This is a genomic window from Phaeodactylibacter luteus (assembly GCF_007993045.1).
Taxonomy (GTDB): domain Bacteria; phylum Bacteroidota; class Bacteroidia; order Chitinophagales; family Saprospiraceae; genus Phaeodactylibacter; species Phaeodactylibacter luteus.
Genome location: NZ_VOOR01000267.1, coordinates 1 through 269 on the forward strand (window position 1 = coordinate 1; position 269 = coordinate 269).

1 protein-coding gene is annotated in these 269 nt (G+C 61.3%); it reads right to left on the minus strand.

What is annotated here, in order from left to right:
* Positions 1 to 269 (minus strand): hypothetical protein (locus FRY97_RS22825; protein WP_170254913.1); only part of this gene is annotated, 269 nt, incomplete at both ends.

Consider the following 269-nt stretch of genomic DNA (forward strand, 5'->3'; position numbering starts at 1 on the left):
GCTCTCCCCTGCCATGGCAGCGACAATAGCGCCCCCGTTGTCCAGCAGCGCAAGCTCGCCGCCTGTACAGTCGTCAGGAAGCCGGAAAGTGAAGAACACTATCGTATCCCCAGGGCTGCTCGTAAAATTGCCCCCTGAGCCGGGCAGGTACTGCACCGATAGGATATCATTGCCCTGAAGGTCTGCAGGGTCGCCAGGATAGTTCGCTGCGCTGATCCGCTGCGCCCGCCATACCCCTGTAATGGAGTTGGTGCCTGGCGGCAGGATGG